At 68.9% G+C, this 25,058-nt stretch carries 23 protein-coding genes and 1 pseudogene; 12 read left to right on the top strand and 12 right to left on the bottom strand.

Annotation, left to right across the window (positions count from 1 at the left end; genetic code table 11):
• Positions 1 to 28: 28 nt before the first annotated feature.
• Positions 29 to 925, bottom strand: a complete 897-nt coding sequence (locus AB6807_RS02440; protein ID WP_371083367.1) for a LysR family transcriptional regulator — start codon at positions 923 to 925, stop codon at positions 29 to 31.
• Positions 926 to 1,058: 133 nt separating this feature from the next.
• On the opposite strand from AB6807_RS02440, the gene AB6807_RS02435 reads away from it, so the two are divergent.
• Positions 1,059 to 2,465, top strand: a complete 1,407-nt coding sequence (locus tag AB6807_RS02435) for a M20 family metallopeptidase (RefSeq protein ID WP_371083366.1) — start codon at positions 1,059 to 1,061, stop codon at positions 2,463 to 2,465.
• A gap of 75 nt (positions 2,466 to 2,540) precedes the next feature.
• The gene (locus AB6807_RS02430; RefSeq protein ID WP_371083365.1) at positions 2,541 to 3,518 is read left to right on the top strand and encodes an aldo/keto reductase; all 978 of its coding nucleotides are present in this window, start codon (positions 2,541 to 2,543) and stop codon (positions 3,516 to 3,518) included.
• A 6-nt stretch (positions 3,519 to 3,524) separates the two neighbouring features.
• Here AB6807_RS02430 and AB6807_RS02425 read toward each other — a convergent pair whose 3' ends face one another.
• Positions 3,525 to 4,061, bottom strand: coding sequence for a cysteine hydrolase family protein (locus AB6807_RS02425; RefSeq protein ID WP_371083364.1), 537 nt, complete (start codon positions 4,059 to 4,061; stop codon positions 3,525 to 3,527).
• A 190-nt stretch (positions 4,062 to 4,251) separates the two neighbouring features.
• On the opposite strand from AB6807_RS02425, the gene AB6807_RS02420 reads away from it, so the two are divergent.
• The gene (locus AB6807_RS02420) at positions 4,252 to 5,370 is read left to right on the top strand and encodes an MBL fold metallo-hydrolase (protein ID WP_371083363.1); all 1,119 of its coding nucleotides are present in this window, start codon (positions 4,252 to 4,254) and stop codon (positions 5,368 to 5,370) included.
• An 18-nt stretch (positions 5,371 to 5,388) separates the two neighbouring features.
• Here the strand turns inward: AB6807_RS02420 and AB6807_RS02415 are convergent, their stop codons facing one another.
• The 4 genes from AB6807_RS02415 to AB6807_RS02400 are packed head-to-tail and all read right to left on the bottom strand — an operon-like array spanning position 5,389 to position 8,585.
• Positions 5,389 to 6,225, bottom strand: a complete 837-nt coding sequence (locus tag AB6807_RS02415; RefSeq protein ID WP_371083362.1) for an IclR family transcriptional regulator — start codon at positions 6,223 to 6,225, stop codon at positions 5,389 to 5,391.
• Between the two features lie 10 nt (positions 6,226 to 6,235).
• Positions 6,236 to 7,207, bottom strand: a complete 972-nt coding sequence (locus AB6807_RS02410) for an NAD(P)H-dependent flavin oxidoreductase (protein WP_371083361.1) — start codon at positions 7,205 to 7,207, stop codon at positions 6,236 to 6,238.
• A 20-nt stretch (positions 7,208 to 7,227) separates the two neighbouring features.
• Positions 7,228 to 7,854, bottom strand: coding sequence for a 2-hydroxychromene-2-carboxylate isomerase (locus tag AB6807_RS02405; RefSeq protein WP_371083360.1), 627 nt, complete (start codon positions 7,852 to 7,854; stop codon positions 7,228 to 7,230).
• A 2-nt stretch (positions 7,855 to 7,856) separates the two neighbouring features.
• Positions 7,857 to 8,585, bottom strand: a complete 729-nt coding sequence (locus AB6807_RS02400; RefSeq protein ID WP_116908637.1) for an SDR family oxidoreductase — start codon at positions 8,583 to 8,585, stop codon at positions 7,857 to 7,859.
• Positions 8,586 to 8,878: 293 nt separating this feature from the next.
• On the opposite strand from AB6807_RS02400, the gene AB6807_RS02395 reads away from it, so the two are divergent.
• Both AB6807_RS02395 and AB6807_RS02390 read left to right on the top strand, forming a co-directional pair.
• The gene (locus tag AB6807_RS02395; RefSeq protein ID WP_371083359.1) at positions 8,879 to 10,522 is read left to right on the top strand and encodes a class I adenylate-forming enzyme family protein; all 1,644 of its coding nucleotides are present in this window, start codon (positions 8,879 to 8,881) and stop codon (positions 10,520 to 10,522) included.
• A gap of 23 nt (positions 10,523 to 10,545) precedes the next feature.
• Positions 10,546 to 11,535, top strand: coding sequence for a tripartite tricarboxylate transporter substrate binding protein (locus AB6807_RS02390; RefSeq protein ID WP_371083358.1), 990 nt, complete (start codon positions 10,546 to 10,548; stop codon positions 11,533 to 11,535).
• Positions 11,536 to 11,617: 82 nt separating this feature from the next.
• Here AB6807_RS02390 and AB6807_RS02385 read toward each other — a convergent pair whose 3' ends face one another.
• The 5 genes from AB6807_RS02385 to AB6807_RS02365 all read right to left on the bottom strand — a co-directional run bounded on the left by AB6807_RS02385 (position 11,618) and on the right by AB6807_RS02365 (position 18,266).
• The gene (locus AB6807_RS02385) at positions 11,618 to 11,809 is read right to left on the bottom strand and encodes a hypothetical protein (RefSeq protein ID WP_116908634.1); all 192 of its coding nucleotides are present in this window, start codon (positions 11,807 to 11,809) and stop codon (positions 11,618 to 11,620) included.
• Complete coding sequence (gene parC, locus AB6807_RS02380; protein ID WP_371083357.1) at positions 11,809 to 14,229, bottom strand: DNA topoisomerase IV subunit A; 2,421 nt, start codon at positions 14,227 to 14,229, stop codon at positions 11,809 to 11,811. The genes AB6807_RS02385 and parC overlap by 1 nt, the downstream gene beginning before the upstream one ends.
• A 34-nt stretch (positions 14,230 to 14,263) precedes the next feature.
• Complete coding sequence (locus AB6807_RS02375; protein WP_371083356.1) at positions 14,264 to 15,265, bottom strand: lytic transglycosylase domain-containing protein; 1,002 nt, start codon at positions 15,263 to 15,265, stop codon at positions 14,264 to 14,266.
• A gap of 14 nt (positions 15,266 to 15,279) precedes the next feature.
• Complete coding sequence (locus tag AB6807_RS02370; RefSeq protein ID WP_116908631.1) at positions 15,280 to 17,277, bottom strand: DNA topoisomerase IV subunit B; 1,998 nt, start codon at positions 17,275 to 17,277, stop codon at positions 15,280 to 15,282.
• A 98-nt stretch (positions 17,278 to 17,375) separates the two neighbouring features.
• Positions 17,376 to 18,266 carry a LysR family transcriptional regulator gene (locus tag AB6807_RS02365; RefSeq protein ID WP_371083355.1) on the bottom strand — a complete coding sequence of 297 codons (891 nt, stop codon included), beginning with the start codon at positions 18,264 to 18,266 and terminating at the stop codon, positions 17,376 to 17,378.
• A 90-nt stretch (positions 18,267 to 18,356) separates the two neighbouring features.
• Between AB6807_RS02365 and AB6807_RS02360 the strand changes: the two genes are divergently transcribed.
• The 7 genes and pseudogenes from AB6807_RS02360 to AB6807_RS02330 all read left to right on the top strand — a co-directional run bounded on the left by AB6807_RS02360 (position 18,357) and on the right by AB6807_RS02330 (position 24,697).
• Entirely contained in the window at positions 18,357 to 19,592 is a 1,236-nt protein-coding gene (locus AB6807_RS02360; RefSeq protein WP_371083354.1) for an MFS transporter, read from the top strand.
• A 121-nt stretch (positions 19,593 to 19,713) separates the two neighbouring features.
• On the top strand, positions 19,714 to 20,937 hold the full coding sequence (locus AB6807_RS02355) for an MFS transporter (protein ID WP_371083353.1): 1,224 nt from the start codon (positions 19,714 to 19,716) through the stop codon (positions 20,935 to 20,937).
• Between the two features lie 20 nt (positions 20,938 to 20,957).
• Positions 20,958 to 21,098: a hypothetical protein gene (locus AB6807_RS02350; protein ID WP_371083352.1), complete on the top strand. Its 141-nt coding sequence runs from the start codon at positions 20,958 to 20,960 to the stop codon at positions 21,096 to 21,098.
• Positions 21,099 to 21,123: 25 nt separating this feature from the next.
• Positions 21,124 to 21,709 (top strand): annotated as a pseudogene (locus AB6807_RS02345) (class I SAM-dependent methyltransferase).
• A gap of 78 nt (positions 21,710 to 21,787) precedes the next feature.
• Complete coding sequence (dapA, locus tag AB6807_RS02340) at positions 21,788 to 22,678, top strand: 4-hydroxy-tetrahydrodipicolinate synthase (RefSeq protein WP_116908627.1); 891 nt, start codon at positions 21,788 to 21,790, stop codon at positions 22,676 to 22,678.
• 157 nt (positions 22,679 to 22,835) lie between these two features.
• On the top strand, positions 22,836 to 23,915 hold the full coding sequence (bamC, locus tag AB6807_RS02335) for an outer membrane protein assembly factor BamC (protein WP_371083351.1): 1,080 nt from the start codon (positions 22,836 to 22,838) through the stop codon (positions 23,913 to 23,915).
• 5 nt (positions 23,916 to 23,920) lie between these two features.
• Positions 23,921 to 24,697: an MBL fold metallo-hydrolase gene (locus tag AB6807_RS02330; RefSeq protein ID WP_371083350.1), complete on the top strand. Its 777-nt coding sequence runs from the start codon at positions 23,921 to 23,923 to the stop codon at positions 24,695 to 24,697.
• Positions 24,698 to 24,764: 67 nt separating this feature from the next.
• Here the strand turns inward: AB6807_RS02330 and AB6807_RS02325 are convergent, their stop codons facing one another.
• Positions 24,765 to 25,031, bottom strand: coding sequence for a hypothetical protein (locus AB6807_RS02325; protein ID WP_116908624.1), 267 nt, complete (start codon positions 25,029 to 25,031; stop codon positions 24,765 to 24,767).
• Positions 25,032 to 25,058: the final 27 nt, after the last annotated feature.

Raw genomic sequence — 25,058 nt, 5'->3', positions numbered from 1 at the left:
TCTTCGACAGCTCACTCTTTCAACCTCTTCAGACCCCCGCCTGCACCGTGCGCGCCACCGCCTGCAGCGCCTGGGCAAAGGCCTGCGCCGCGGGCGTGAGCGCCGCGCGGTCGCGCATCAGCAGCGACACCTGCACGTTCGGCAACCTGTCGGCCAGGCGCAGCGCCACCAAGCCCCTGGAGGCGGCGGCCCGCGAGAACAGCGACGACGACGCCAGCGTGAGCGCGCCCGCCCGCTTCACCAGCGTCATGCCCAGCTGCCACGAATGGCAGACCACGATGTCGCGCGGCGGCGCCTCGCCGAGCTGCGCGAAGCAGCGCCGCAACAGCTCTGCGCCGTAGCTGGGCACCACCCACATCGCCTCGTGCAGCTTGCCCATCGTGCGCACGCGCGCCAGCGGATGGCCGGCCTTGGCGACCACGGCCAGGGGAAAGTCGAGCAGCATTTCCCTTTGCAGCCCGTCGTCGGCCACGGGCTCCAGCTCGCCGAGGATGGCGAAGTCGAACTCGCTGCGCTTCCACAGCCCGTTCACGTCGGTGCCGCTGAGCTCCTGCAGCTCGAGCGCCACGCCCGGCCAGCGGGCGCGAAAGTCGAGCAGCGCGTTCGGCAGCAGCCGCTCGACCGCGAACGAGCTGAAGGCCACGCGCAGCGAGCCGCCCGCCCCGTCGCGCAGCTGGGCAATTTCTTCTTCGGTGCGGCGCACCTCGTCGGCCAGCAGGCGCGCGCGCCGCAGCAGCGCCTCGCCGATGGGCGTGAGCACCACGCCCTTGGCGCTGCGCACCAGCAGCTGCGCGCCCACGCTGTGCTCCAGTTCGCGAATGGCGTAGGTCATGGCGGGCTGCGTCAGCTCGCAGCCGCGCGCGGCGGCACGGATGCTGCCGGCCGCGGCGACCGCTTCGAAGATCTTCAGGTGCTTCAGGTTCATGGCGTGCAGGCGAGCGGACAGTGGACAGGGGCGATCAGCAATTTTGATCGCCCTGGAGTTTTCCGGATCTTTTCCTTCACCCCCGCTTTCGCTAAGGTCCGCGGCGGTTCTTTCACTTTCCTTGCAGAACACCATGAACATCCGCTCCCGCCTCGCCCTGCTGATGCTGTCCGGCAGTTTCCTGAACAGCGCCGCCATGGCTCAGTCCGCGCAGTCCATGCAGTCCATGCAGTCCGCGCCGGACGCTGGCAACGCCCTCGCCACCCGCGCGCTGGCGCTTGCGGACGCCTCCGAGGCGCAGGTGGTCGAATGGCGCCGTCACATCCACCAGCACCCCGAGCTCTCCTACCAGGAGGTGCAGACCGCCGCCTACATTGCCGCCGCGCTCGCGAAGATGCCCGGCATCGAGGTGCAGCCCGGCATCGCCAAGACCGGCATCAAGGCCGTGCTGCGCGGCGGCAGGCCGGGCCCGGTGGTGGCGCTGCGCGCCGACATGGACGCCCTGCCCGTGCTCGAGCGCAACGACCTGCCCTTCAAGTCGACCGACAAGGCGCCCTGGCTCAACGGCGAAGTGCCGGTGTCGCACGCCTGCGGCCACGACACGCACGTGGCCATGCTGCTGGGCGCCGCGCAGGCCTTCTCGAAGATGCGCGCGGAGCTGCCCGGCACGGTCGTGTTCCTGTTCCAGCCGGCCGAAGAGCAAGGCCCCGGCCCCGTGCTCAGCGGCGCGCCCGCCATGGTGAAGGCCGGCGTGCTCGACAACCCGAAGGTCGACGTGGTGATGGGCCAGCACATCAACGCGCGCGGCCCCTCGGGCACCATCAGCTACCGCCGCGGCGGCTTCATGGCCAGCGGCGATGCGTTCAAGATCTCGCTCAAGGGCAAGGGCGGGCACGGCTCCTCGCCCTGGACCGCGAAGGAACCCACCATTGCGGCGGCCGAGATCGTGCTGGCGCTGCAGAACATCGTGAGCCACCAGATCGACCCGCTGGACGGCCCCACCGTGGTCACCGTGGGCCTGCTGCAGAGCGGCAACCGCGTGAACATCCTGCCCGACACGGCCGAGATTGCCGGCACCGTGCGCTCGCTGTCGGCGAAGAACCAGAAGGTGGCGCACGACAACATCCGCCTGAAGGCGCAGAAGATCGCCGAGAGCCACGGCCTCACGGCCGAGGTGACCATCGACACCGGCTACGAGGTGCTGGTGAGCGACCCCGCCGCCACGCAGGCGGTGGCGCAGGCGCTGGAAACCGCCGCCGGCGCGGGCAAGGCGCGCGAGTCGCAACCCAGCATGGGCTCGGAAGACTTCGGCTCCTTCGGCAAGAACATTCCGGTGGTGTTCTGGCACCTGAACGCCTCGCCCTTCGGCGACAGGCACGGCGCTCCCAACCACTCGTCGGAGTTCGTCATCGACGAGTCGGCGATGAAGGTGGGCGTGCGCGCGCTGGTGGGCAGCACGCTGGCGTACATGAACAAGCCGGCGGGCGCCGGAGGCACCGTCAGCACCAGCAGCACCAGCAGCACCGGCAGCGGCAACTGATCGCCCTGGGCCGAGCGCGGCGATGCGCCGGCGCATCGGCTTTCCACGGCCGCGGTGCTAAGGTGGCGCGCATCCATGACACCACCCGGCCTGCTCAGCGCAAAGCCTTCCGGCCTTTCACGCGCCCGGTTCCTGCGGCTTCTCGCGACCCTCGCGACGGTGCCGGCGGGCGCGGCGCTACCGTCCTTCGCGCAGCAGCAGCCGCCACAGCCACCGCCACCGCCCATGCCGATGAACACCCGCCCCATCCCCGCCACGCAAGAAGCCCTGCCCGTCGTCGGCTGCGGCACCTGGATCGGCTTCGACCAGCGCCCCGGCACCGACGACTACAAGCGCCTGCCCGGCGTGCTCGACACGCTGTTCGCGGCCGGCGGCAAGGTCATCGACAGTTCGCCGATGTACGGCCGCTCCGAGGAGACCACGGGCGAGCTGTTGGCGGCCTCGGGGCACACAGCGCGCGCCTTCCTCGCCACCAAGGTCTGGACCTCGGGCCGCGAGGCCGGCATCGCGCAGATGAAGCAGTCGTTCCAGCGGCTGCGCACCTCGCGCATCGACCTGATGCAGGTGCACAACCTGGTCGACTGGCGCACCCACCTCGCCACGCTGCGCGGCTGGAAGGACAAGGGCCGCGTGCGCTACATCGGCATCACGCACTACACGGCGTCGGCTTATGCCGAGGTCGAGGCGGTGCTGCGCGCCGAGAAGCTCGACTTTCTGCAGATCAACTATTCGGCCGACGCGCGCGACGCCGAAAAGCGCCTGCTGCCGCTGGCGGCCGAGCGCGGCGTGGCGGTGATCGTCAACCTGCCCTTCGGCGGTGGCGGCCTGCTGCGCCGGCTGCGCGACAAGCCGCTGCCCGGCTGGGCCGCGGACATCGGCTGCACCAGCTGGGCGCAGGTGCTGCTGAAGTTCGTGCTGAGCCACCCGGGCGTGACCTGCGTGATTCCGGGCACCAGCCGCGCGCAGCACATGGCGAACAACGCCGCGGCCGGCACCGGTGCGTACGGCGACGCGGCCTTCTGGCGCGCGCACGCCGGCGAACTGGCCGGCTGAAGCAGCTCAGTCGCTCAGCACGATGTCGGCGGCGGGCACCGCGCGAATCGGCACCCCGAAGCTGGTGATGTCCGACAGCGTGGCGTTGTGGTGCGCGCGAATCTGCGCGCCCGTGGCGTGCGCCTTGTCGTGCGAGGTGTGCGCGTCGGCCGCCAGCACCACCTCGTAGCCCAGCGCGGCGGCGCGGCGCGTGGTGGTGTCCACGCAGAACTCCGACGAATAGCCGCAGACCACCACGCGCTTCACGCCGTGCTGCGCGAGCCAGGCTTCCAGCGGCGTGCGCAGGAAGGCGTCGGGCGTGGTCTTGCGGATCTTCGCGTCGCGCGAATCGGTGTCCAGCGCGCTGGCGAGCTGCCAGCGCTCGGAGTCGAACTCCAGGTCGACCGCGTTCTCATGCTGGATGAAGGCCACCGGCACGCCGCTTGCGCGGGCCCGCCCGGTGAGCGCGTTGATGCGTTGCATCACGGCTTCGGCTTCATGGGGGCGCGGCGGGTCGTCGCAGAGACCGCGTTGCACATCGATGACGAGTACGGCAGTTTTCATGGCGCCATCGTAGCGGCCAGTTCGCAGGCGCTGAACAGGGGGCACCCCGGACAGCCGCACCAAAAGCCAAGGAACAAAAACAACAGAACAAAAGCCCTCCCCCGCGAATGTTTCTGCCGCTGAAACCATTGAAACGCCTGCCATGGCTAATCTCCGGCCATCCGACAAACACAATCAAGAAGGCGCTCCCATGGCTGATGAATCAGGCTCGCAAGGCTCCTACCTGCCCCAACTGCTGCGCCGCGGCACCGCATTGGCCGCGGCCGGCTGCGCCTTCGTGGCGGGCTGCAGCGCAGCCAGCGGCGAGGCGCGCTACGACAACTCGCCCCAGTTCAAGGACGGCGGCTTCCACAACATGGCCAACCCCGACCTGCCCGCGCAGGCCAGCGCATGGCGCATCTGGTCGCGCTTCATCGTGGGCAGCAAGATCGACAGCGTGCCCGTCGACCCCATTCCCGTGAAGCCGCTGGACAAGGCCACGCTCGACGCGCTCGACACCGGCACCAACCACGTCGTGCGCCTGGGCCACTCGTCGCACCTGCTCAAGCTGCGCGGCAAGTACTGGCTCATCGACCCCGTGTTCAGCGAGCGCGTGTCGCCCGTGCAATGGGCCGGGCCCAAGCGCTTTCACAAGCCGCCCATCGCGCTGGAGCAGCTGCCGCCCATCGAAGGCGTGATTCTTTCGCACGACCACTACGACCACCTCGACCTGGCCACCATCGAGTACCTGTCGAAGAGCGTGCAGCACTACTTCGTGCCGCTGGGCGTGCGCTCGCGGCTGGTGGTGATGGGCGTGCCGGCCGAGCGCGTGAGCGAGCTCGACTGGTGGCAGGGCGCCGAACACGACGGCGTGAAGCTCACCGCCACGCCCGCGCAGCATTTCTCGGGCCGCACGCTGGGCGACCGCGACCGCACGCTGTGGGCCTCGTGGGTGGTACAAAGCGGCGACCAGCGCATTTTCTACAGCGGGGATTCGGGCTACTTCCCCGGCTTCAAGCAGATCGGCGATCGCTTCGGCGGCTTCGACATCGCGCTGATGGAAAACGGCGCCTACGACGCCATGTGGCCCGCCGTGCACATGACGCCCGAGCAGAGCGTGCAGGCCTTCGAAGACCTGCGCGGCAAGGTGTTCTTCTCGGTGCACAACAGCACCTTCGACCTTGCCTTCCACACCTGGCACGACCCGCTGGACCGCATCGCCAACCTCACCGAGGCGAAGAAGATCGAGCTGGCGACGCCGGTGATCGGCGAGGTGGTCACGGTGGGGCAGGCGCGCACCAACACGCGCTGGTGGGTGGGCCTGCACTGAGCAGGCGCGCGCCAGGCCTCAGGCCGGGTTGCGGAAGTGCAGCTCGATGGCACGCACCGTGTCGAGCAGCTTCGGGCGAATGTCCTGCAAGAAGACCTCCGGCGCCATCGAACGCGGCCCCGCCGCGCTCAGCACCATCAGCGGCATGCCCTTGCCCACGCGCAGCGGCGAGGCAATGGCATTGACCTCGCCGCGCCAGTCGCCGAACGAGCTGCAGCAGCCGTACTGGTCGATCTCGCTCACGGCCTGTCGAATGCCCGGCTCGATGCGCGGCCAGCCCGCCAGGTCGAGCGTGCGAATGCGCTCCTCCAGCCCCCGGCGCGCGCCCGGCTTGGCACCGGCCAGGTAGGCCCGCCCCATGGCCGTGGTGGCCAGCGGAATGCGCGAGCCGATGTTCAGCCGGATGGTCACGATCGAGTCGCTGCGGCAGGTTTCCACGTAGAGCATCGACATGCCGTCGCGCATGCCCAGCGCGATCAGGCAGCCGGTGTCGTTGGCCAGCTGCTGCATGAGCGGACGGCTCACCTCCTTGGCATCGAGCCGCGACAGCGTGGTGCCGCCCAGCGTCAGCGTGGCCATGCCGAGCCGGTAGCGGCCCGACTCCGCCACGTGGTGCAGGAAGCCCAGCTTGGTCAGCGTGTAGGTCAGCCGCGTGACCGTGGACTTGGGCAGCCCGCAGCGCTCGGCCAGCTCCTGGTTGCCCAGCCGCTCCTCGCCCGAGGCGAAGCACTGCAGCACCTGCAGGCCGCGCGCCAGGGCGGTCACGAAGTGCCGGTCTTCCTTGGCGTTGACCTTGGGCACGGCGTCTTCGTACTCGCCGAGCGCCCGCTTGGAGTGGATTTCTGCGCGCTTCATGCGCCCGACTCTAGAGCAGCCGCGCCAGCCGCTGCGAGACGATCGCCTCGGCCTCGCGCATGATGCGCGCGACCAGTTCGGCCACGCTCGGCACGTCGTGGATCAGGCCGGCCACCATGCCGCAGCTCCAGGCGCCGGCGTCCATGTCGCCGTCGACCATCACCCTCGGGTACACATTGCCCACGAACGCGCGGATGTCTTCTATCTGCGTGTGCGCGCCCTTCTCGCGCTCGATGGCGAGCAGCGCCTGCACGCCCGCGTTGTCCAGCACGCGCTCGGTGTTGCGCAGCGGGCGCATCACCAGCCGCGTGTCGAACTCGGAGGCCGCGACGATGGCGGCCTTGACGTTCGCATGCACGGGCGCCTCCTGCGTCGCGATGAAGCGCGTGCCCATGTTGATGCCCTCGGCACCGAGCGCAAGCGCCGCCACCAGGCTGCGGCCGTCGGCCATGCCGCCGGAGGCGACGAACGGAATGTCGAGCGCCTCGGCCGCGCGCGGCAGCAGGATGAAGTTGGGCACGTCGTCTTCGCCAGGGTGGCCGCCGCACTCGAAGCCGTCGACGCTCACCGCGTCGCAGCCGATGGCCTGCGCCTTGAGCGAATGCCGCACCGAGGTGCACTTGTGGATGACCTTCACGCCCGCTTTCTTCAGCTGCGGCATGTAGGGCTCGGGGCTGCGCCCGGCCGTCTCGACGATGCGCACGCCGCCTTCGACGATGGCGTCGATGTACTCGGGGTACGGCGGCGACGCGAAGGTCGGCAGAAAGGTCAGGTTCACGCCGAAGGGCTTGTCGGTCAGGTCCCTGCAGCGGGCGATTTCCCTGGCCAGGCGTTCGGGCGTCTTCTGCGTGAGCCCGGTGATGACGCCCAGGCCGCCCGCGTTGGACACCGCCGCGGCCAGCTCGGCGAAGCCGACGAAATGCATGCCGCCCTGGACGATGGGGTGCGCGATGCCGAAGAGTTGGGTGATTCTGGTTTTCATGGTGAAGCGTGCGGGGGCTGTCAGCGGTTGCGTTGGGAAACGATTTCTTCCTCGACCTCGCGCAGCCGGTCCTTGCCGAAGAACATCTGGTCGTTCACGAAGAAGGTGGGTGAACCGAAGGCGCCCTGCTCGAAGGCGCCTTGCGTGTTGGCCATGAGCGCCTGCTTGACCTCGGCGGTGCCCATGGCCGCGAAGAGCTCGGCCGCGGGCAGGCCTGCGTCGTTCAGCGCGGCAGCGACCACGTTCGCGTCGGCCATGTCCAGGCTGCGCTCCCACATGCACGAGAAGACCGTGTCCACGTACGGCGCGAAGCAGCCGAGCGCCTGCGCCGCGACGGCACCGCGCATGATGGTCAGCGTGTTGACGGGAAAGAATTCGTTGCGGCGGTAGGCCGTGAGCCCGTGCTTTTCGAGGAAGCGCCGGAACTCCAGCGCGTCGTAGGCGCGCTTGTTGGGAATGTCGGCGAAGGCCTCGGCCGGCGAGCGGTTGTTGGTGAGCTTGAAGAGCCCGCCCAGCAGGATCGGCACGTACGCCGCCGCCACGCCGGTGCGCGCCGCCATCGCGGGCAGCACCTTGTGGCACAGGTAGGCGTTGGGGCTGCCGAAGTCGAAAAGAAACCGGAGCTTCACGGTGTCTGCCTTGTCCATGCTCACCATGCCTCCATCCACGGGCGCAGCTCCATCTCGTGCGTCCAGGCATCGCGCGGCTGCCGGTGGATTTGCCAGTAGGCCTCGCCGATGCTCTCCGGCGACACGATGCCGCCCTGGTCCAGCAGCGCATAGCGCTCGGGAAAGTTGGTGCGGATGAACTCGGTGTCGATGGCGCCGTCCACCACCGGGTGCGCCACGTGGATGCCCTTGGGCCCCAGCTCGCGCGCCATGCTCTGCGCGAGCGCGCGCAGCGCGTGCTTGGCGCCGGCGAAGGCGGCGTAGCCGTCGCGCCCGCGCAGGCTGGCGGTGGCGCCGGTGAAGATGATGGTGCCGCGCCCGCGTGCCAGCATGCGCTTTGCCACCTCGCGTCCCATGAGGAAGCCGCCGAAGCAGGCCATTTCCCACACCTTGAAGTACACGCGCGCGGTCGTCTCGGTGATGCCGAAGCGCACGTTGGCGCCGATGTTGAACACCGCCACCTCGATGGGCGCGATGTTCTTCTCGATGTTCTCCACCAGCGAGACCATCTCTTCCTCCTTGCGGGCGTCGCTGCCGAAGCCGTGCGCCTGGCCGCCCGCGGCCTCGATCTCCTGCACCAGCGGCTGGAGCTTGTCGGCGCTGCGCCGGGTGACGCAGGCGATGTAGCCCTCGCGGGCGAATCGCCTGGCAATGGCGCCGCCGGTGGCGTCTCCGGCGCCGATCACGAGGATGGCTTTCTTGTCGTTCATGCGGTGTCTTTCGTCGGTCGGTCTGTGAATGCGCACGCGGCTTGGCGTGGCCTCTTCATTCTGGGATGCCGCCCCGCCGAACAGCGCACGCCGGGTCGAACTGGAAACTGCATTGCAGAACTTCAAGCTGCATGTCGGTTTGTGATTTCTCTCGAATGAGAGAGGCGTTATCGCCGGTGTTTTCATTGGGGAAATCCCTGCTTTGTGTTCTGCAGTGCAGTTTTCAAAACCGGCGCTGAAGACCCCTTGCTTCATAGACTCGCCGCCATTCGAACCACCGGACCCACCGAACAATGACGACCGAGACACACACCCCGCCCCTTCGGGTGCACCACCTTCTGTCCCCCTGGATCGCCGCCCAGCCCGACGCGCTGGCGCTGCGCGACGCCAGCGTGTCGCTGAGCTATGGCGAACTCGGCGCGCAGATGGACGCCACCGCGCGGCGGCTTGCGCAAGCGGGCGTGCGCGCGGGCGACCGCGTGCTCATCGTCGGGGAGAACTGCGCGGCACTGTGCGTCGTCTTCCTGGCACTGAGCAAGCTCGATGCATGGACCGTCGCGGTGAATGCACGCCTGTCCGCGCGGGAGATCGACACGTTCATCGCGCACGCCGGGGCTCGGCGCGTTCTTTACCTGTGCCACGTCTCGCCCGAGGCGCGCGGCCATGCGCAACGGCACGGGGCCTCGCACTTGACAGGCGACGCAGGCCAGGCAGGCGAGGTGGGTGAACTGGGCGAGGTCGCCATCGGCCCGCTCTCGGAAAGCGCGCAACCCGAGCCGTGCGAGGCAGACCCGGCAGCGCAGGTGGCGGCCATGGTCTACACCTCGGGCACCACGGGCGCGCCCAAGGGCGTGATGCTGACCCACGCCAACCTGATGTTCGTGGCCGCCGCCGCGCGCGACCTGCGCCGGCTCGGGCCGCGCGACGTGGTCTACGGCGTGCTGCCGATGGCGCATGTGGTGGGCCTGTCGACGCAGTTCCTCGGTGCGATGTGCGCGGGCGCGGCGCTGCTGCTGGAGCCGCGCTTCGCGCCGGAGAACGCGGCCAGGGCGCTGCAGCGCGACGGGGTGACCGTGTTCACCGGCGTGCCGGCGCTGTTCGCGCGCCTGCTGGAGTGGGCGCGCAAGAATGGCCATGACGGCAATAACGGCAAGAGCGACCGAGGCGGGGTGGCCATCGAGGCGCCGGCCCTGCGCCTGATCACCGTGGCCGGCTCGCCGCTCACGCCCCGCCTCAAGGCCGAGGTCGAGCAGGCATTCGGGCTGCCGCTGCACAACGGCTATGGCCTGACCGAAACCGGCCCCACCGTCGCGCAGACGCGGCTGGACGCGCCGCGCGACGACTGCGCCGTCGGCGTGCTCATTCCGCGCGTGCAGGCGCAAGTGCGAGTGGCGAACGCGGGGGACGGCGTGGCGGGTGCCGGTACCGGTGCCAGTGCCAGTGCCGACCCCGGCGAAGTCGGCGAGCTGTGGGTGCGCGGGCCCGGCGTGATGAAGGGCTACTACCGCAGCCCCGAACTCACCGCGGCGGTGATCGACGCGGCGGGCTGGTTCAACACCGGCGACCTTGCGCGCATCGATGCGGACGGCGCGCTGTTCATCTCCGGGCGCACCAAGGAGCTGATCATCCGCTCGGGCTTCAACGTCTATCCGCTCGAGGTGGAGCAGGTGCTGAACGCGTACCCGGGCGTGGTGCAGTCGGCGGTCGTCGGGCGCGAGGCCGGGCACAACGAGGAGATCGTGGCCTTCATCGAGACCCGGGAAGGCATCGCCATCGACGACGCACTGCTGCGCGCCCACCTGCGCGCGCACCTGTCGCCCTACAAGCAGCCCGGCGAAATCCGCGCGATGGCGGCACTGCCTTCCGCGCCCAACGGCAAGGTGCTCAAGGGCGTGCTGAAAACGCTCGCGCAAACGCCGCTGCACACCGCTTCATGACCACGCCCAGCTTCGGAACACCCATGCACCACCTTGCCATTCACACCCGTCGCGCCCTCGCCTTCACGCTGTGCGGCCTCGCCGCCGTCTGCGCCTCGCAGGCGCTTGCACAGGAGAAGCCGGGCGCCTATCCCTCGCGGCCCATCCGGATCATGATCGGCTTCGCGCCGGGCGGCTCCACCGATGCGCCGATGCGCGTGCTCGCCGAGAAGGCGGGCGCCATCCTCAAGCAACCCATCGTCATCGAGAACAAGCCCGGCGTGGGCGGCACCATGCCGGCGCAAAGCCTGCAATCGGCCGCGCCGGACGGCTACACGCTGGCCATCGCCTCGGCCGGCGTGTACCGGCTGCCCTACACCAACGACATCAAGTGGGACCCTGCGAAAGACCTGAGCTACGTGATCGGGCTGACCGGCTACGCCTTCGGCATCGTCGTGCCGGCGAGCTCGCCCATCAGGACCTTGAAGGACTACGTGGCGCAGGCCAGGGCCAACCCCGGCAAGCTGACCTACAGCACGCCCGGCATCGCCACCACCAACCACCTGACGATGGAACAGCTCTCGCGGCTCTACAAGATCGAGCTCAACCACATTCCGTACAAAGGCAGCGCCGAATCGCTGCAGGCCATCGTGGGCGGCCAGGTCGACTCGGCCGCGGAAACATCGGCGTTCGTGCCCTATGTGGACGCCGGCAAGCTGCGGCTGATTGCCGTGTGGGGCGACAAACGCATGGCGCGCTACCCCGAGGTGCCCACGCTGAAGGAGAGCGGCGCGAACATCGTGCAGACCTCGCCCTGGGGGCTGGTGGGCCCCAGGGGGCTCGACCCCGCCATTGCCGCCCGGCTGCACGACGCGTTCAAGCAGGCGATGGAAACGAAGGAGTTCAGGGAGACGCTGGCCCGTTACGAGATGGAGCCGGCCTACATGAGCGCGAAGGACTACCGCGCGTTCGCGGTGGATGCGATGAAGCGCGAAAAGGAGATCCTCGACGCGCTGGGCCTGTCCCGCAAGTAGGCGGGAGGCGGGAGGTGGCAGGCGGGCGGCGTGGCGACGTGGCGAATGGCGCCACTTCGCGACGCCGCCTGGCCCGGTGTGCTTACCCGCCGCGCTCCTTGCGCTCGCGGGCTCGGCGCACCTGCCGCGTCTCGTTGGCCTGCGAGGCGATGCGCTCCTTCTCGCGCTTCTTCGCGGCCCGCTTCTCGCGCATGCGCTTGCCCAGCACATAGCTGCCGAGGCCGGTGACCACGGCGATGAACAGGCCGATGACGCTGACGTCGATGCCGCCCATCACAGCACCCGCACCACGCCGGTCGGCTTGAAGCCCAGGTCGGCGGCCTTGCCCTTGCGCGCGCGGCTGCCGCGTGCGTTGTTCAGCGTGCGGATTTCCAGCGTTTCCTCGCGCTCCTTGGCACCGCGGCCAATGCCCTCGATGCGCACGCTGCGCGTGTAGGCCGCCGCGCCCGCGAGCGTGTCCTTGGGTTCCAGGTCGATCAGCGTCAGGCCGCGCCCGCCCTTGGGCAGGCTCTTGAGCTCGGCGATCTCGAAGGTCAGGATGCGACCGCCCGTCGAGGCGCAGGCCACGTGCGTGGCCGCGGGCATGGGCTCGGCGCCGCTCGCACCGCCCACCAGCGAAGGCCGGCAGATCTGCTCGCCCTCGCCCACGTCGATGAAGGCCTTGCCGCCGCGCTGGCGCGACATCATGTTCTCGACCGTGGCGATGAAGCCGTAGCCGCCGGTGTTGGCCAGCAGCACGCTCGCGCCCACGGGGCCGGCGAAGAAATGCGTGACGTGCGTGCCGGCGTCCAGCTCGATGAGCGTGGTCACGGGCTGGCCGTCGCCGCGCGCGCCGGGCAGCGAGGACACGGGCACGGTGTACACGCGCACGCTCTTGTCCTTGGCGCTGCCGAAGACCAGCAGCGTGTCGACGCTGCGGCATTCGAAGGCGCCGTAGAGCGAATCGCCCGACTTGAAGCTGTACTCGGGCGCAGCTGCTTTCTCGCCATTGGCACCGTTCGCTGCGTTGGCGCCATTGGCCTTCTCGCTGGCCCAGCCCTTCTGCGCGCGAACCCAGCCCTTTTGCGACACGATGACGGTGACGGGCTCGTCCACCACCTTCACCTCGGCCACGGCACGCTTCTCGGCCTGGATGAGCGTGCGGCGCGCGTCTTCGAAGCTCTTGGCGTCGGTCTCGATTTCCTTCACCAGCAGGCGGCGCAACGCGGCCGGGCTGCCCAGGATGTCCTCGAGCTTCTTCTGTTCTTCGCGCAGGCCCTTGAGCTCCTGCTCGATCTTGATGGCCTCCAGCCGCGCCAATTGGCGCAGGCGGATTTCAAGGATGTCCTCGGCCTGGCGTTCGCTGAGGTTGAAGCGCGCGATGAGCGCCGCCTTCGGGTCTTCCGCCGCGCGAATGATCGCGATCACCTCGTCGATGTTCAGCAGCACCAGCTGCCGGCCCTCGAGGATGTGGATGCGCTCCAGCACCTTGTTCAGGCGGTGGCGCGAGCGCTTCTCGACGGTGACTTCGCGGAACGCGATCCACTCGTTCAGGATCTGTCGCAGCGACTTCTGCGTGGGCTTGCCGTCGATGCCGACCATGGTCAGGTTGATCGACGACGAGGTCTCCAGCGAGGTCTGCGCCAGCAGCGTGGTGATGAACTCTTCCTGGCTGATGCGCGAGGTCTTGGGCTCGAACACCAGGCGCACGGCGGCGTCCTTGCTGGACTCGTCGCGCACCACGTCGAGCACCGACAGCATCGCGGCCTTCAGCTGGGTCTGGTCGGCGCTGAGCGCCTTCTTGCCGGTCTTGACCTTGGGGTTGGTGATTTCCTCGATTTCCTCGAGCACCTTCTGCGTGCTGACGCCCGGCGGCAGCTCGTTGACCACCAGCTGCCACTGGCCGCGCGCGAGCTCCTCGATCTTCCAGCGCGCGCGCACCTTGAGCGAGCCGCGGCCGGTGCGGTAGGCGTCCGCGATGTCGCTGGCGTTGCTGATGATCTGCGCGCCGCCCGGATAGTCGGGGCCGGGCACGATGGCCAGCAGCTCTTCTTCGCTGAGCTTGCCGTTCGACTTGATCAGCGCCACGCAGGCGTCGGCGATCTCGCGCAGGTTGTGGCTCGGAATTTCGGTGGCCAGGCCCACGGCGATGCCGCTGGCGCCGTTGAGCAGCGTGAAGGGCAGCCGCGCGGGCAGCAGGCGCGGCTCCTCGGTGCTGCCGTCGTAGTTGGGAATGAAGTCGACCGTGCCTTCGTCGATCTCGTCGAGCAGCAGGCTGGTGATGCGCGCCAGCCGCGCCTCGGTGTAGCGCATGGCCGCGGCGCCGTCGCCGTCGCGGCTGCCGAAGTTGCCCTGGCCGTCGACCAGCGGATAGCGCTGCGAGAAGTCTTGCGCCATGCGCACCAGCGCGTCGTAGGCGGCCTGGTCGCTGTGCGGGTGGAAGCGGCCGAGCACGTCGCCGACCACGCGCGCGCTCTTCACGGGCTTGGCGCCCACGGTGCCGTTGGTGCCGCCAAAGCCCAGGCCCATGCGCGACATCGAGTAGAGGATGCGGCGCTGCACCGGCTTCTGGCCGTCGGACACGTCGGGCAGCGCGCGCCCCTTGACCACGCTCAGCGCGTACTCGAGGTAGGCGGTCTGGGCGTAGTCGGCAAGGGTCAGCGTGGTGTCGCCGTCGGTGGGGCCTGCAAGGTCGAGCGGAGGTTGGGAATCCATCGTCTGTCGTTCTCGGAAGATTTCGGTTGCTTGTTTATTCGGTCATGGGCACCGAAGGCGAGCCTGTCGAGGACGAGACGGGCACTTCGGGCATGAAGGGAGAGGTCGGCACGCTGGCGGCATCGGGCACCGCGGGCAAGGCGGGGGCCGAGGGCAGAGTTGGCGAAGTTGGGGAGGCTGGCGAGGTCGAGGAATTGGTGGACCGCGCCGGGGCCAGCGGCATCCAGGGCCGGTCGGGCATGTTGCCGCGGCCGACGGCGCCGCCCATCTCCATGCGGATGCGCCCTGGCGACTTGCCGCCCACCGTGCCGCCGCCGATGCGCCCGCTGACGCCCGGCTTCAGGTACGCATACAGCTGCAGCACGGTCTGCACGTAGTTCTGCGTTTCCTTGTAGTTCGGAATCTTGTTGCCTGCCCGCTGCACGGCGCCCTCGCCCGCGTTGTAGGCGGCCAGCGCCAGCTCGATCTGCCCGGGAAACATCGCGATCAGGTCGCGCAGGTAGCGCGAGCCGGCGGCGATGTTGATGCGCGGGTCGAACAGCTTCTTCTCGATGGTGGTGCGCTTGTCCGCGGCCACGCCGTAGCGCTGCGCGGTGGCGGGCATGAGCTGCATGAGCCCCATCGCGCCCTTGGGCGACACGGCCTGGGCGTCGAAGCCCGACTCGGTGGCGATCAGCGCCTGCAGCAGCTCGTAGTCGATGTCGTGCTTGTTCGACGCGTCGCGCAGCGCGCTCTTGGCGACCTTGTAGCTGGGCGAGGCCTCGAACATGGCGAGCAGGGTCTGCGAGGCGGGCGACACCTTGCCGTCGGCCTTGCGGCCCAACTTACCGAGCGGAGAAAGCCCCTTCGCGGTGTCGAAGCTCTGGCCGCCGCGAAAGAACACCTCGTAGCGCTCGTCGACCTTCTCGGCCGCGAAGTGCGCGATGCCCTTGCTGTCGACGTAGCCGTAGACGTCAGCGGCGCGCGCCAGCCCCTGCTGCGCGAGCAGCAGAAGCGCCACGGGGGCCAATAGCAACGAACGCTTGAAAGCTGACATGCGTGGTGGAGGGCTCAGACATCGATGTCGACATCGTCGGCGCGCAGTTCCATGAGTTCGCGCCGCGCCGCCGCTTCGCCCTTGCCCATGAGCTTGGTGATTTCTCCCTGGGTGGATGTGAAGTCGAACCGGCCCAATTGGACCTGCATCAGGCGCCGGGTGTCCGGATTGAGCGTGGTTTCCCACAATTGTTCCGCGCTCATTTCACCCAGGCCCTTGAAGCGGCTGATGCTCCAGGCGCCTTCGCGCACGCCGTCCTTGCGCAATTTGTCGAGCGTGGCGGTGAGCTCGCCCTCGTCGAGCGCGTAGACCTTGGAAGCCGGCTTCTTGCCGCGCGCGGGCGCATCGACCCGGAACAGCGGCGGCTTCGCGACATACACGTGGCCGGTTTCGATGAGTTTCGGAAAGTGCCGGAAGAACAAGGTGAGCAGCAGCACCTGGATGTGCGAGCCGTCCACGTCGGCATCGCTCAGGATGCAGATCTTTCCGTAGCGCAGGCCGCTCAGGTCGGGCGTGTCGTCGGGGCCGTGCGGGTCGACGCCCACGGCCACCGAGATGTCGTGGATTTCGGTGTTGGCGAACAGCCGGTCGCGCTCCACTTCCCAGGTGTTGAGCACCTTGCCGCGCAGCGGCAGGATGGCCTGGCTTTCCTTGTCGCGGCCCATCTTGGCGCTGCCACCGGCGGAGTCGCCTTCCACCAGGAACACTTCGTTGTGGCCGATGTCCTTGCTTTCGCAGTCGGTCAGCTTGCCGGGCAGCACGGCCACGCCGGAGCCCTTGCGCTTCTCGACCTTCTGGCCGGCGCGCTGGCGCGTCTGCGCGGCCTTGATGGCGAGTTCGGCCAGCTTCTTGCCGTAGTCGACGTGCTGGTTGAGCCACAGTTCGAGCGCGGGGCGCACGAAGCTGGACACCAGGCGCACGGCGTCGCGCGAGTTCAGCCGCTCCTTGATCTGGCCCTGGAACTGCGGGTCGAGCACCTTGGCGCTCAGCACATAGCTGGCGCGCGCGAACACGTCTTCGGGCAGCAGCTTCACGCCCTTGGGCAGCAGCGAGTGCAGCTCGATGAAGCCCTTCACCGCGGTGAACAGGCCGTCGCGCAGGCCGCTTTCGTGCGTGCCGCCGGCGCTGGTGGGAATCAGGTTGACGTAGCTCTCGCGCACCGGCTGGCCGTCTTCGGTGAAGGCCACGCACCAGTCGGCGCCCTCGCCTTCGGCGAAGTTGTCGGCGTTCTTGTCGGCGTGGCCGCCGCCTTCGAACAGCGGAATGACCGGGTCGCCGTTGAGCGTCTGCATCAGGTAGTCGCTCAGGCCGCCCTTGTAGAGCCACTGCTGGCTTTCCTTGGTCTTCTCGTTGACGAGCGTGACGCTCACGCCGGGCATCAGCACGGCCTTGCTGCGCAGCAGGTGCGTGAGCTCGCCCATGGGCAGCACGGCGGTCTCGAAGTACTTGGCGTCGGGCCAGGCGCGCACGGTGGTGCCCTGCTTGCGTTCGCCGGCCTCGAGCTTGCGCACCTCGAGCGCCTCGATCACGTCGCCGGCGCCGAAGGCCAGCCGCGCGATGGAGCCTTCGCGGTGCGAGGTGACCTCGAGCCGCTTCGACAGCGCATTGGTCACCGACACGCCCACGCCGTGCAGGCCGCCCGAGAAGCTGTAGGCGCCGCCGGAGCCCTTGTCGAACTTGCCGCCGGCATGCAGCCGGGTGAACACGAGCTCGACCACGGGGGCGTTTTCTTCGGGGTGCATGCCGAAGGGAATGCCGCGGCCGTCGTCTTCGACGCTGACCGAGCCGTCGGCGTGCAGCGTGACCTTGATCTTCTTGCCGTAGCCCGCGAGCGCCTCGTCGGCGGCGTTGTCGAGCACTTCCTGAATGATGTGCAGCGGGTTGTCGGTGCGGGTGTACATGCCCGGGCGCTGCTTGACGGGCTCGAGGCCCTTGAGCACGCGGATCGAGCCCTCCGAGTAGCCGGAGGACGCGGAAGAGGAACTGGGGGGAGTCTTGGGGGGAGTCGCCATGGGGGCGGATTGTAGTCAGTGGCCGGGAAATGACTGGATACCCATACAGGAAAGTCCGAGGAACGTCCGCCCCCTGCTTCATCGCACTCCGGCGCGCCTCACGGCATGGCCAGGTGCGCGCCCAGGAAATCGATGAACGCCCGCAGCTTGGGCGACGGATGCCGACCCGAGGGCCACAGCACGCCCAGCCCGATGCTGTGCGGGCGCACATGCCCGGCCAGCACGCTGCGCAGCCGGCCCGCGGCCAGCGCCTCGCGCACGCTGAAGTCCGGCAGGCAGGCGATGCCGCGGCCCCGCTGCGCGAAGCACAGCCGGGTTTCCATGTTGTTGCAGACCATGGACACCGGCGGTCGGCATTCGCTGCCGTCAGGCATGGGCAGCAGCGGCCAGACCTCGACCTTGCCTGTCGCGGGATAGCGGTAGTGCAGGCAGGCGTGCCCGGCCAGGTCGGCCAGCGACGCGGGAGTGCCGTGGCGTTCCAGGTACTCGGGCGAGGCCACCAGCAGCTGCGAGAACGCGCCCAGCCGGCGGGCCGACAGCCGTGAATCGGCCAGCTCGCCGGTGCGCACCACGGCGTCGAAGCCTTCCTCGATGACGTCGACCAGCCGGTCGCTGAAGTCGAGGTCGAGCTCGATGGCCGGGTGCTCGCGCATGAAGTCGGCCAGCACCGGCAGCACCAGCGAGCTGACCAGCGGCAGGCTCACGCGCAGCTTGCCGCGCGGCGCGCCGGCCGAGTGCGACAGCTCCTGCTCGGCCGCCTCGATCTCGGCCAGCACCCGGCGGCTGCGCGCCAGGAACAGCGTGCCCTCGGCGGTGAGCGTGATGCTGCGCGTGCTGCGGTGGAACAGCCGCACGCCCAAACGCTCTTCGAGCCGCGCCACGCGCTTGCCCACGGCGGATGCAGAGACGCCCAGCGCGCGGCCGGCGGTGACGAAACTGCGCGTTTCGGCGACCTGGATGAAGACGGTGAAACCGCCGAGGCTGTCCATGCGAATGCTCCATTGCGGACTGGCTTGTCCGTATTGAGCGGAACTGTAGCCCCCTTTTTCCGGAGTCGGCTTGTTCCTATCGTCGGTGGCATGTCATTCACGAACGCCAACCCTTCTTCCTCGCCACGCTCCGCGTCGCTCTCCGCACCGCCAAGGCTGCCCCTGCTGGGCCTGCTCGCCCTTGCGGCCGCCGGCTTCATCACCGTGCTTACCGAGGCCATGCCCGCCGGCCTGCTGCCGCAGATCGGCGCGAGCCTGGGCATCGCGCCCGCGCTGGTCGGCCAGCTCGTCACGGTCTACGCCATTGGCTCGCTGGTGGCGGCGATTCCGCTCGTCGCCCTCACCCGCAGCTGGCGCCGACGGCCCTTGCTGCTGCTGGCCATCGGCGGCTTCGCGATCGTCAACACCGTGACCGCGCTGTCGCACGGCTACGCGCTGACGCTGGTCGCGCGCTTCTTCGCCGGCGTGTTCGCGGGCCTTCTGTGGGCGCTGCTGGCTGGGCAGGCGGCGCGCATGGTCGCGCCTTCGCTGCAGGGCCGGGCCATCGCGGTGGCCATGCTGGGCGCGCCGCTGGCGCTGTCGCTGGGCATTCCGGCCGGCACGCTGCTGGGCAACGGCGTGGGCTGGCGGCCGGCGTTCCTGATCATGTCGGCGCTCTCGGTGCTGCTGCTGGGCTGGGTGCGCTGGCAGGTGCCGGACTTTCCCGGGCAGGCCGCCGGCCGCCAGCAGAGCGTGCGGCGCGTGTTCCTGTTGCCGGGCGTGCGGCCGGTGCTGGCGGTGATGCTGGCCTTTGTGCTGGCGCACAACATCCTCTACACGTACATCGCGCCCTTCCTCGCGCACGCCGGCCTGGGCGAGCGGGTGGACCTGGTGCTGCTGGTGTTCGGCGCGGCATCGATCCTCGGCATCTGGGTAACGGGCGTGCTCATCGACCGCTGGCTGCGCGAGCTGGTGCTGGCCGGCACGGCGGGCTTCGGGCTGGCGGCGCTGCTGCTCGGTGCAGCGACCGGGTCGCCGGCGGTGGTGTTCGTCGCGGTGGGCGTGTGGGGCGTGTCCTTCGGCGGCGCTGCCACGCTCTTCCAGACCGCGTCGGCGCAGGCCGCGGGCGATGCGGCGGACGTGGCGCAGTCGATGGTGGTCACGGCGTGGAACATCGCCATCGCGGGTGGCGGCCTGATCGGCGGCGTGCTGCTGCAAAGCCGGGGCGCGGGGGTGTTGCCGTGGTCGCTGGTCGTGCTGCTGGTGCCGGCGCTGTGGCTGGCGTGGCGGGCCTGCGCGCACGGCTTTCCGCGGGCGCGTGCTGTCGCGGGCGCGACAGCGCAATGAAGCCTGAGCGAAGGCGGCGGCTTTTGATGCGCAAAGCGCATTGAAACGCCGTCTACAAATCATCAATGGCTTTGGCCGCCAGCGGGGCTGCCGCAGCATGCAAGTCGCTACATTCGACGCCATGCAAGCCCCCGCCCCCACTCTCTCGGTCAAGCAAGTCCTGTTCTGCGGGGCGATGATCGTCACGCTCTCCATGGGCATCCGCCACGGCTTCGGGCTGTGGCTGCAGCCCATCACGCAGGCCCAGGACTGGAACCGCCAGACCTTCTCGTTCGCGCTGGCCATCCAGAACCTGTCGTGGGGCATCTTCGGCGTGTTCGCGGGCATGCTGGCCGACCGCTTCGGCGCGTTCCGGGTGCTGATCGGCGGCGCGGTGCTCTATGCGCTGGGCCTGTTCGGCATGGCGCATTCGCCGACGCCGCTGCTGTTCACGCTGAGCGCGGGCGTGCTCATCGGCGCGGCGCAGGCGGGCTCGACCTACGCGGTGATCTACGGCGTGATTGGGCGGCAGATTCCGGCCGAGCGGCGCTCCTGGGCCATGGGCGTGGCGGCGGCGGCCGGCTCGTTCGGGCAGTTCCTGATGGCGCCCATCGAGGGGCAGCTCATCGGCCACCTGGGCTGGCAGACGGCGCTGGCGGTGGTGGCGGTGCTGGTGCTGGTCATCGTCCCGCTGGCCTTCGGCTTGCGCGAACCGAAGACGGCGGCGCTGGCCGGGCACCGCGAGCAGTCGGTGCTGCAGGCCGTGGGCGAGGCCTTTCGCTACCCGAGCTTCGGGCTGCTGATGGCGGGCTACTTCGTGTGCGGCTTCCAGCTGGCGTTCATCGGCATCCACATGCCGACCTACCTGCGCGACCGCGCGCTGCCGGCCGAGGTGGCGGGCTACGCGCTGGCGCTGATCGGGCTGTTCAACGTGTTCGGCACGTACACGGTGGGGCTGCTGGGGCAGAAGCTGGCCAAGCGCAAGATATTGGCGGCCATCTACCTCGCGCGGGCGGTGTCGATCGCTCTGTTCCTGATGGCGCCGATCTCGCCGGCCAGCGTGTACGTGTTCTCGGCGGCCATGGGCTTCCTGTGGCTGTCGACGGTGCCCGCGACCAACGCCATCGTGGCGGGCATCTTCGGCGTGGCCCATCTTTCGATGCTGAGCGGCTTCGTGTTCCTCAGCCACCAGGTGGGCTCGTTCCTGGGCGTGTGGCTGGGCGGCTACCTGTACGACACCACGGGCAGCTACGACGTGGTCTGGTACATCGCCATTGCGCTGGGCGTGTTCGCCGCGCTGATCAACCTGCCGGTGAAGGAAAACGCCATTGCGCGCGCTCCCCAGCCGCTGGGCGCCGCGGGCTGACTTGCGTATAAAGCCAGGCCATGACACTGCAACGGCGCCAACACCTCGTCCACGCCGGCTGGCTCGCCGCAGCGCTGGCGGTGCTGGGCGGGGTGTTCGCCATGTACGTGCACCCGGCTTTCCTGGTGACGCTGGTCGACCAGATCTGGTCGTGCTTTTGAACTTCTTGCCCCTGAAGACCTGTCCATGAAAGATGCAGCGTCGGTGCACGGCATGTCGCACCCTGCCGCGGCTTCCCCGCCTTCGGACTGGGTCGTGCGCTGGTCCCACCTGCTGGCCGCCAACGCCACCGTGCTCGACGTGGCCTGCGGCGCCGGCCGGCACATGCAATGGTTCGCCGGGCGCGGTCATGCGGTGACCGGCGTGGACCGCTCACCGGAGGCCATCGCGGCGGCCGGCGCCTTCGGGCGCACCGTGGCGGCGGACATCGAAGCGGGCCCCTGGCCCTTCGCCGGCCAGGTTTTCGGCGCGGTGGTCATCACCAACTACCTCTGGCGCGCGCATGGCCGACATCGTGGCGGCCGTGGCCCCAGGCGGCGTGCTGCTCTACGAGACTTTCGCCGCGGGCAACGAGACGGTCGGCAAGCCGTCTCGCGCCGACTTCCTGCTTCAGCCGGGCGAGTTGCTGGCGGCCTGCGCGGGCCTGCGCGTGGTGGCCTATGAAGACGGTTTCGTGCAGGAGCCCGCGCGGTTCGTGCAGCGCATCGCGGCCGTGCGCCCGGCCGCGCCCGCCGCCGGCGAGCCCGAGCGCCACCTCCTTAAGGGAAACTGAGGGGGCCGGGGCCACTGCCTGCCGGGGCGCCGGAGTAAGTAGAATCGGCGCTTTCGTCCACCGACAAAGAGATTCCCCTTGGAGCAACTGACAGGCAGCATCGTCGCGCTCGTCACGCCGATGCACGACGACGGCAGTGTCGACTACCCCGCCCTGCGGCGGCTCATCGACTGGCACATCGAAGAAGGCACCGACTGCCTCGGCGTGGTCGGGACCACCGGCGAATCGCCGACGGTCGATGTCGAAGAGCACTGCGAAATCATCCGCGTATCCGTCGAGCAAGCCAAGGGCCGCGTGCCCGTCATGGCCGGCTGCGGCGCCAATTCGACCAAGGAAGCCATCGAGCTCGCCAAGTTCGCCAAGGGCGTGGGCGCCGATTCGCAGCTGCAGGTCGTGCCCTACTACAACAAGCCGACGCAAGAAGGCCAGTACCAGCATTTCAAGGCCATCGCCGAGGCCGTGGGCGACCTGCCCATCGTGCTGTACAACGTGCCCGGCCGCACCGTGGCCGATATGGCGCACGACACCGTGCTGCGCCTCACGCAGGTGCCCGGCATCATCGGCATCAAGGAAGCCACCGGCAACATCGAACGCGCCCAGTGGCTCATTCGCGACGTGCCGAAGAACTTCGCCGTGTACTCCGGCGACGACCCGACCGCGGTCGCGCTCATGCTCTGCGGCGGCCAGGGCAACATCAGCGTCACGGCCAACATCGCGCCGCGCAAGATGCACGAACTGTGCGTGGCCGCGCTGGCGGGCGACGTCAAGCGGGCGATGGAAATCCAGTTTGAGCTCATGCCGCTGCACCGCAACCTGTTCGTCGAACCCAACCCGATTCCGCTGAAGTGGGCCATGGCCCGGCTCGGCCTGTGCGGTGGCGCCCTGCGCCTGCCGCTCACCGAGCTCGGCGAAGCCAGCCGTCCGGCAGTCGAGGGCGCCCTGCGCGCCACCGGCCTGCTCAAGGGCTGAGCGCGCTGAACGCTCCTGCCGCGCACCTTCCGGAACAGCCTTTTCCCTGGCCGCAACAAGGTTAAGCAACCTTTTGCCGGAAGCGTGCTCAGAGATGGCGGGCACTGCGGCCCATAGACAGACGACAGACCGAACCATTCCAACAAGGAAGAAGACGTTGAAGAACCTTTCGCGACTTGCACTGCTGGCCCTCGTTGCCAGCCTCGCCGCCTGCTCCGTTCTCGAGAGCGACAAGATCGACTACAAGAGCGCAGGCAAGGCCCCAACGCTCGAAGTCCCACCCGACCTGTCCCAGCTCTCGCGCGACAACCGCTACGCACTGCCCGGCGGCGCCGTGACGGCCAATGCCTACCAGGCCGGCATCGCCAACGCACCGGGCGTGCCTACCGCGGTGAGCGCCCTGGGCGACGTGCGCATGGAGCGCGCGGGCACGCAGCGCTGGATCGTCGTCAACCGCACGCCCGACCAGCTCTGGGACCCGGTGAAAGACTTCTGGCAGGAAAGCGGCTTCCTGTTGACCACCGACCAGCGCAACCTGGGCATCATGGAAACCGACTGGGCCGAGAACCGCGCCAAGCTGCCGCAGGACATCATCCGCGGCACGCTGGGCAAGCTGGTCGACTCGGTCTACTCGACCGGCGAACTCGACCGCTTCCGCACCCGCCTGGAACGCACGCCCACCGGCACCGAGATCTTCATCAGCCACCGCGGCATGCAAGAGGTCTACAACAACTCGCGCCAGGACCAGACCGTGTGGCAGCCGCGCCCGAGCGATCCTGAACTCGAGACCGAATTCCTGCGCCGCCTGATGGTCAAGCTCGGCGTCTCGCAAGAGCAGTCGAAGATCCTGGCCGCCACCACGGCACCGACCAAGACCGCCACCATCGCCAAGATCGGCAACCAGCCGGTCGTGCAGATCAGCGAAGGTTTCGACCGCGCATGGCGCCGCGTCGGCCTGGCGCTCGACCGCACCGGCTTCACCGTGGAAGACCGCGACCGCAGCGCCGGCCTGTACTACGTGCGCTACGTGACGCCCGATCCGGACAAGAAGGAACCCGGCTTCTTCGGCAAGCTGTTCAGCGGCTCGAAGAAGGACGAGGCACCGATCAAGTTCCGCATCTCGGTGAAGAGCCAGGGCGAAGCCACCACGGTGTCGGTGCTCAACGAAGCCGGCGCGCCCGAAAGCTCGGCCAACGCAGAGCGCATCGTCAAGGTCATCGCCGACGACCTGAAGTAACCCGCATGCTCCGCTTCCGAAGTCTCGGCAGCGGCAGCACGGGCAACGCCGCGCTGGTCGAGTCGACCAGCGCCGGCCGCACCTCCCGCCTCCTGGTCGACTGCGGCTTCGGCATCAAGCAGCTCGACCTGCGGCTCGCACAAGCGGGCCTCGTCGCCGGCGACATCGATGCGGTCTTCGTGACCCACGAGCATGGCGACCACATCGGCTGTGCCCACACGCTGTCGCGGCGCAACCGCATTCCCGTCTGGATGAGCGAAGGCACGTGGCTCGCCACGGGCGCTCGCGATTTCGAAGGCCGCCTGAACCTGGCGCGCGACGACGCGGCGTTCTCGGTCGGCGACATCGGCGTGCAGCCCTTCACCGTGCCGCACGATGCGCGCGAACCGCTGCAACTGCTCTGCACCGACGGCAACCGCACGCTCGGCGTGCTCACCGACCTGGGGCATGCCACGGCGCACGTGCTGGCCCGGCTGAGCGGCGTGCATGCCCTGCTGCTGGAGTTCAACCACGACGCAGACCTGCTCGCCAACTCGGCCTACCCGTCGTTCCTGAAGCACCGCGTGGGCGGCAACTACGGGCACCTGTCGAACACGGCCGCGGCGGACATCGCGCGTGCCGTGCTGCACGACGGCCTGCGCCACGTGGTCGCGGCGCACCTGAGCGAGCAGAACAACCGGCCCGACATCGTGCGCCGCTTGATGGCCGATGCGCTGGGCGGCGACGAGGCCGAGATGCTCACCGCGACGGCCTCCGAGGGCTCGCCCTGGCTCGACGTGTGAGCCGAACTTTTCGCCAATTAAAAAGCCGCCCTCGGGCGGCTTTTTATTGGCGAGTGCCGGGCAGCGCTTACTGCTTGGGCGCTTCGTTCTTCTTTGCGGCTTCGGTCGCGGCGTTGGCGGCGTCGAGTGCCGACGAAGCACCCGGGGCCGGCGTGGCGGCGCCCGAATCTGTAGAGGGTGTGGAGGCCGGTGCGGCAGGCGCCGGTGCGGGTTCGGTCACAGGCGCAGGAGGCGGCGTCACAACCGCCGGCGCGGCGTCCTCCTTCTTTCCGCAAGCGACGAGTGCGGCAGCGGCAATCAGCGAGGCAACCAGGACGGACGTTGACTTCTTCATGGAATCTCCTTTGGCAAAGAATGTCTG

Source organism: Variovorax sp. RCC_210, assembly GCF_041355175.1.
Taxonomy (GTDB): Bacteria; Pseudomonadota; Gammaproteobacteria; order Burkholderiales; family Burkholderiaceae_C; genus Variovorax.
Note: the sequence above shows the minus strand (reverse complement) of the source record. Positions and strands in the feature narration are given on the sequence as shown.